This window comes from Streptomyces sp. NPDC057682 (genome assembly GCF_042799575.1).
In the GTDB taxonomy this organism is placed as follows: Bacteria; Actinomycetota; Actinomycetes; order Streptomycetales; family Streptomycetaceae; genus Streptomyces.
The window spans coordinates 575,319-582,272 of record NZ_JBHVIN010000002.1 but is presented as its reverse complement, the minus strand read 5'-3'; the positions used below and the strand labels follow the sequence as shown (position 1 = coordinate 582,272).

The following is a 6,954-nucleotide window of genomic DNA, read 5'->3' as shown; positions in this document are numbered from 1 at the left end:
GGGCCGGCGGGCGGCGGGGCGCCCGGGGTGAACGGTGCGGAGGAGAGGACGACGCGACGTCAGACGTACTGCGCGCGCAGCCTGCTGTGCACCTCGGGCGCCGCGCCCGTGTGGTCCAGGCCCAGCAGCCCCGCGCCCAGCACGGGGGACTCGGTCACCACCCGCACCACGGCCTTCGGGGCGCGCGCGGCGAGCAGTTCGGCGATGCGGTCGTCGACCTGCGGATGACGGGCGGCGAGCACGCTGCCGCCCAGCACCACCGGAACCTCCTCGTCGAGCAGCCCCAGCCGGGACAGCGCGACCGAGGACAGCGCCACGACCTCGTCGGCCAGCCGGTCCACCAGCGCGCGGGCCACCGGGTCGCCGTCCCGCGCCGTGGCGAAGAGCACCGGCGCCAGCTCATGGCGACGCGCGCCCTCGATCCGGCCCAGGTGCAGCGCCTCGATCAGCGCGTACATCGAGTCCAGGCCGAAATGGGCCGGCAGCGTCCGGGCCAGCTCGGTCGGCTCACCCCGGCCGTCCTCGGCGCGCGCGGCGAACCACATCGCCTCCTCGGACAGCCCCGAACCGCCGCCCCAGTCACCGGAGATCCGGCCGATCGCGGGGAAGCGCGCGGTCCGCCCGTCCGGCACCATGCCGACGCAGTTGATCCCCGCGCCGCAGACCACGGCGACCCCACGCGGTTCGTCGACGCCGGCCCGCAGGATCGCGAACGTGTCGTTGCGCACCTCCACGGTGTCGCCCCACCCGCGCTCCCGCAGCGCCTCGGTCAGCTCCTCCTCCTCGACCGGCAGATCGGCGTTGGCGAGACAGGCCGACACATGGGCCACCGGCCCCGCGTCCGGGCCGGCCGCGGCCAGCACCCGCTCCACCGCGGCGCCCAGCACGTCCACCGCCGTCGTGATGCCGACCACCGGAGGCTGGAAGCCGCCGCCGCGGGCCGTGGACAGCACGGTGCCGTCCGTACCGATGAGGGCCACATCGGTCTTGCTGTTCCCCGCGTCGATCGCGAGGACGGAACCGTTCACGCCCACGAAAGGTGCTCCCGGTTGTGCGCGATCAGCTTGTCGGTGAGCGCCTCGGCGTACTCGAACTGGCCGATCAGGGGGTGCGCCAGCAGCGCCTTGAACACCCGGTCGCGGCCCCCGTGCAGCGCGGCGCGCAACGCCAGGTCCTCGTACGCGGTGACATCGGCGATCAGGCCCGCGTACAGCGGGTCCACGGTGTCCACGGCGAGCGGCGTCGCGCCCGAGCCGTCGACCTTCGCCTGCACCTCGATGACGGCGTCGTCCGCCAGGAACGGCAGCGTGCCGTTGTTGTACGTGTTGACCACCTGGTGCGTCGAACCGCCGCCGCCCAGCAGCGAGGCCGCCAGGTCCACGGCCGCCTCCGAGTAGAAGGCGCCGCCGCGCTTGGCGAGCAGCTCGGGCTTCTCGTCCAGCGCCGGATCGCCGTACATCGCGAGGAGTTCCTTCTCCATCGCGGCCACCTCGGCCGCCCGCGAGGGCTTGGTGCCCAGTTCCCGCACGACCTCGTCGTGCGCGTAGAAGTACCGCAGGTAGTACGAGGGGACGACGCCCAGCCGGTCGACGATCGCGCGCGGCATGTGCAGATCGTCCGCGATCGCGGCGCCGTGCTCGGCGATCAGCCGGGGCAGCACGTTCTCCCCCTGGGGGCCGCCGAGGCGCACCCCCAGCTCCCAGGTCAGGTGGTTGAGCCCGACGTGGTCCAGGTGGACCTCGGCGGGGGCCACGTCCAGCAGCCGGGCGAACTTGCGCTGGAAGCCGATCGCCACGTTGCACAGACCGACGGCCTTGTGGCCGGCCTGGAGCAGCGCCCGGGTGACGATGCCCACCGGGTTGGTGAAGTCGATGATCCAGGTGTCCGGATTGGTGCGGCGGACCCGCTCGGCGATGTCCAGGACGACCGGGACGGTGCGCAGGGCCTTGGCGAGGCCGCCGGCCCCGGTGGTCTCCTGCCCGATGCAGCCGCACTCCAGCGGCCAGGTCTCGTCCTGGTTGCGGGCGGCCTGGCCGCCCACGCGCAGCTGGAGCAGGACGGCGTCGGCGTCGGCGACGCCCGCGTCCAGGTCCGAGGTGGTGACGATCCGCCCCGGGTGGCCCTGCTTGGCGAAGATCCGCCGGGCGAGCCCGCCGACGAGGTCGAGCCGGTCGGCCGCCGGGTCGACGAGCACCAGCTCCTCGACCGGCAGGGTGTCGCGCAGCCGCGCGAATCCGTCGATCAGTTCGGGGGTGTAGGTGGACCCGCCACCCACTACTGCGAGCTTCATGCTTCAGCCCTTTACTCCGGTCAGTGTGACGCCCTCGACAAAGGCCTTCTGTGCGAAGAAGAAGACGACGATCACAGGGGCCATGACCAGAACGGTCGCGGCCATGGTCAGGTTCCAGTCGGTGTGGTGCGCGCCCTTGAAGGACTCCAGTCCATAGCTGAGTGTCCAGGCCCCCGGGTTCTCGGAGGCGTAGATCTGCGGTCCGAAGTAGTCGTTCCAGGCGTAGAAGAACTGGAAGAGGGCGACCGCGGCGATCCCGGGCTTCGCCATCGGCACGACGACGCGCAGCAGGGTGCGCAGTTCGCCGCAGCCGTCGACCTTCGCCGCGTCCAGGTACTCGTTCGGGATGGTCAGCAGGAACTGGCGCAGAAGGAAGATGGAGAACGCGTCGCCGAACGCCATCGGGATGATCAGCGGCCAGAGCGTGCCGGACATGTCCATCTGCTTGGCCCAGAACAGGTACATCGGGATCACGACGACCTGCGGCGGCAGCATCATCATCGAGATGACGAGCATCAGCGACAGATGCCGGCCGCGGAAGCGGAACTTGGCGAGCGCGTACGCCACGGGCAGCGAGGACACCACCGTGAGGACGGTGCCCAGACCCGCGTACAGCAGGGTGTTCCGCCACCAGGTGAGAAAGCCATCTGTTTCGAATACCTGTTTGTAATTGCTCCATTCGAAGGGATGTGGCCACAGATCCCGGGTGAGCGCCTGCTGGTCGCTCATCAGCGAGGTGAGTACGAGGAAGACGAAGGGCAGCACGAAGAAGAGCGCCGCCGCGACGCCGAGGGAGTGCACACCGATCCAGTGCAGCAGCGCCTTGCGGCGGGCCGTGCGGGCGGCCGGGGTCTCCGGGGCGGCGGGGCCCGCCGTCCGGGGGGTGTCGAGGACCTGCGCCATGTCAGTCACCTGCCTGGATCAGTCCGCTGCGGCGTCGCATCAGCAGTGCGGTGAACGCCATGGCGAGGACGAAGAGGACGAGCGCGATCACACAGGCGGAGCCGTAGTCGAAGCGCTGGAAGCCGAGGTTGTAGACGAGCTGCGGAAGGGTCAGCGTCGACTTGTCGGGATAGCCGGGCTCGAACTGCTGCCCGGAGCCGCCCATCACGCCCGAGGCGACCTTTCCGGCCACCAGCGGCTGCGTGTAGTACTGCATCGTCTGGATGATGCCGGTGACCACGGCGAACATGATGATCGGCGAGATGTTCGGCAGCGTGACGAAGCGGAACCGCTGGAACGAGCCGGCCCCGTCCAGCTCCGCCGCCTCGTACTGCTCCTTGGGTACGTCCAGCAGCGCGGCCATGAAGATCACCATCAGGTCGCCCACCCCCCAGACCGCCAGCGCGGTCAGGGCCGGCTTGGACCAGGTGGCGTCCGTGAACCAGCCGGGCGTGCCCAGCCCGAGCTCGCCCAGGATCGAGTTGACCGGTCCGGTGCCCGGGTTGAGCAGGAAGACGAAGCCCAGGGTCGCGGCGACCGGCGGCGCCAGGTACGGCAGGTAGAAGAGCGTCCGGAAGACCCCGGCACCCGTCTTGATCTTGGTGATCAGCATGCCGACGCCGAGTCCGAACACCACCCGGCAGGTCACCATGACCACGACCAGCCAGAGCGTGTTGCGCAGGGCCGGCCAGAACATCGGGTAGTCGTTGAAGACGAACGACCAGTTCTTCAGCCCGCTGAACTCGGGGGGCGTGAAGCCGTCGTAACTGGTGAAGGAGAAGTAGACCGTGGAGATCAGCGGGTAGGCGAAGAAGACGCAGAACCCGATCAGCCACGGCGACATGAAGGCCGCCGTTCGAAGCGCCGCACGGCGGCGCTTCGAACGGAGTGTGTACGTGCTCATCGTTCCGGCTCTACTTCGCCTGGTCGATCGCCGCGTCGATCTCCTCGGCGGTCTTCTTCAGACCCGCCGCGATGTCCGTCTGCTTGCCCTTCTCGACGTCGAAGCCGAGGTTCTGCAGGGACGTGAGGTACGCGCCGCCGTTCACCGAGGGCGGGGTGGTCGTCGACTTCGGGTTCGCGGCGATGTCCAGGAAGGTCTTGAAGCGAGGGTCGTACTTCAGCTTCGGCGACTTCAGCGCCTCCAGCGTGGAGGGCACGTTGTGGATGGCGTTGGCGAAGTTCACGACCGCGTCGGTGTCGGTCGTCATGAACTTGACCAGCTCCCAGGCCGCGTTCTGCTTCTTGGAGGTGGCCGCGATCCCGGCGATCGTGCCCGTCAGATAGCCCTTGCCGTAGTCGGCGGCGTCCGCGTCGGGAACGGGCATCGGGGCGACCCCGATCTCGAACTTCGGCTTGGTCTCCTCGGCCATGCCGAGCCGCCACTCGCCGTCCAGCTGCATGGCCACCTGGCCCGTGTGGAACGGGTGCTTGGCACCCCACTCGTCGCCGAAGCCGGTCCGGAACTTCTCCAGCTTCGCGTAGCCGCCGAGCGAGTCGACCAGCTTCTTCTGGTTGGTGAGCATCGCGGCGAACGCCGGGTCCTTCGCGATGTTCGACTTGCCGTCCGCGTCGAAGTACGCCGGGTTCCAGCTGCCGAGGTAGTGCTCGGTCGTCGACTCGTACCCGTGGTAGTTCGGCATGAAGCCGAGCTGCTCGTACGTGTCGCCCTTGGTCTTCGTCAGCTTCTTCGCGTCGGCCGCGAACTCCGACCAGGTCTTCGGCGGGCTCGCGATCCCGGCCGCCTTGAACGCGTCCTTGTTGTAGTACAGGCCGTACGCGTCACCCAGCAGCGGCACCGTGCAGCGCACGCCGTTGAACTGCGTGTACTCGTTCATCGCCTTCGGGAAGGTCGCGTCCGCGTCGATGCCGTCCTTCTTCAGGAACGGGTTGAGGTCGACGAACGCCTTCGACGAGCAGAACTTGCCGACGTTGTTCGTGGTGAACGAGGAGACGACGTCCGGCGCCTTGGAACCGCCCGCGCGCAGCGCCTGGTTGATCTTGTCGTCGGTCATGTTGCCGACGACCTTCACATGGATGTTGGGGTGCGCCTTCTCGAAGGCGGTGATCGTCGCCTCGATGCCCTTCACCTCGCTCGGGGCGCTCCAGCCGTGCCAGAAGTTGATGGTCGTCTCCTTGGACGCGTCATCACTGGCACCGGAGTCGCTCTGCCCCGTACAGGCGGAGGCGAACAGGGCTATCGCGGCGGTCACGGCGAGCGCGGCGACCGGCTTCCGGCGGTTTCCGGACATGGTGGTGTCTCCCGGGGAAGGGTTGGGACGGGGAAGGGACCTGCGAGAGAGATACGAGCGATACGAGAGGTACGAGGGGGGTGCGGGGGTGGCCCGGGGGCCGGGCGGTCAGCGCGAGGTGTCGAAGACCTCGTCGCGGGTGGTGACGAGGGCGCTCTCCAACGCGCCGCGCAGGACGGGACGGTGGGTGACCCGGCCGGCGATCAGCCGGGGCCGGGACGCGGCGAGTTCGGCCAGCTCGGCGGCGATGCGCAGCCGCAGCGGTTCGCCGCCGCGGGCGATCAGCTCGCCGGAGAGCACGACGACCTCGGGGTCGAGGACGGCGACGAGGGAGGCGAGGCCGGTGGCCAGCCCCGTGGCATAGCGGTCGAGCAGCACGCTGTACGGCCCCTCGTAGCCCCGCTCCACGGACGCGGCCGCCCGCTCCACCAGCCCGGCGGCGATCTCGTGGTGGGTGCCGCCGGCGCGGACCGCCTCGTCGTCGATGCCCAGCTCGCGCGCCAGCCTGGCCAGCACCTGGGCACCGGCCAGCTCCTGGAAGCCGCCCGCGTTGGCCTTGGTGACCTGGCGGACCAGCGGGGCGCCCGGCACCGGCAGGAAGCCGACCTCCCCGGCGCCGCCGGTGAAGCCCCGGTGCAGCCGGCCGTTGATGACGAGGGCGGCGCCCAGGCCCTCCTCGTTCCACAGCAGGACGAAGTCGTCGTGGCCCCGCGCCGCGCCGCGCCGCTGCTCGGCCACCGCGACGAGGTTGACGTCGTTCTCGTACTCGACGGGCATCGGCAGGAAGGCGGCCAGCTCGTCCAGGAGCGTGGGGGAATGCCAGCCGGGCAGGTGCGAGGCGTACCGCAGCCGCCCGGTCCCCGGATCGAATGCCCCCGGGGTGCCGATGACGACCCGGTGCACGTCGGAGCGGGTCAGCCCGGCCTCCTTGACCGCCCCGTCGAGCGCCCGCGTCACCTGGCCCACCACACTGTCGGCGCGCCGTCCGGGGGCCCGCCCGGGGGTCCGCAGCTCGAACTCCCCGACCGTCTCGCCGGTCACATCGGCCACGGCGGCGACGATGCGCTGCGCGTTCACATCGAGTCCGGCCACATGCGCCGCCGACGCGTTCACCGCGTACAGCTGCGCGTTCGGCCCCGGCCGCCCGGCCGCCGTCCCCGTCGCCACGACGAGCCCGGCCGCCTCCAGACGGGCCAGCAGCTGCGAGGCGGTCGGCTTGGACAGCCCCGTCAGCTTTCCGATCCTGGTCCGCGACAGCGGTCCGTGCTCCAGCAGCAGATCGAGGGCGGCCCGGTCGTTCATGGCCCGCAGAACGCGGGGGGTGCCCGGTGTGGTCCCGGCCATGTCACTGCACCTGCCCTCTGTCGACCTCTGTTAGGAAACTTTCCTATTCGGTGAGAGGACGGTAGGGCGCAGGTCACCGAAGCGTCAATGGCCCGCACCGGGCCGGCAACCAAAGCGTTACCTGGG

Annotated in this window: 6 protein-coding genes; all 6 read right to left on the bottom strand. The window is 70.0% G+C overall.

Features of this window, described 5'->3' with window-relative positions:
- Positions 1-59: 59 nt before the first annotated feature.
- The gene (locus ACFVDM_RS05275) at positions 60-1,034 is read right to left on the bottom strand and encodes an N-acetylglucosamine kinase (protein ID WP_383633471.1); all 975 of its coding nucleotides are present in this window, start codon (positions 1,032-1,034) and stop codon (positions 60-62) included.
- On the bottom strand, positions 1,025-2,290 hold the full coding sequence (locus tag ACFVDM_RS05270) for a 6-phospho-beta-glucosidase (RefSeq protein WP_383633468.1): 1,266 nt from the start codon (positions 2,288-2,290) through the stop codon (positions 1,025-1,027). Before ACFVDM_RS05270 ends, ACFVDM_RS05275 begins: the two co-directional genes overlap by 10 nt.
- Before the next feature lie 3 nt (positions 2,291-2,293).
- Positions 2,294-3,193 carry a carbohydrate ABC transporter permease gene (locus ACFVDM_RS05265; RefSeq protein WP_383633465.1) on the bottom strand — a complete coding sequence of 300 codons (900 nt, stop codon included), beginning with the start codon at positions 3,191-3,193 and terminating at the stop codon, positions 2,294-2,296.
- Position 3,194: 1 nt separating this feature from the next.
- A complete protein-coding gene (locus ACFVDM_RS05260; protein ID WP_383633462.1) occupies positions 3,195-4,136 on the bottom strand; it encodes a carbohydrate ABC transporter permease in 942 nt (313 codons plus the stop codon).
- Positions 4,137-4,146: 10 nt separating this feature from the next.
- Positions 4,147-5,484 (bottom strand): ABC transporter substrate-binding protein, encoded by a 1,338-nt coding sequence (locus ACFVDM_RS05255; RefSeq protein WP_383633459.1) that lies wholly within the window; start codon positions 5,482-5,484, stop codon positions 4,147-4,149.
- A gap of 108 nt (positions 5,485-5,592) precedes the next feature.
- Complete coding sequence (locus ACFVDM_RS05250; RefSeq protein ID WP_383633456.1) at positions 5,593-6,828, bottom strand: ROK family protein; 1,236 nt, start codon at positions 6,826-6,828, stop codon at positions 5,593-5,595.
- Between the last annotated feature and the right edge of the window lie 126 nt (positions 6,829-6,954).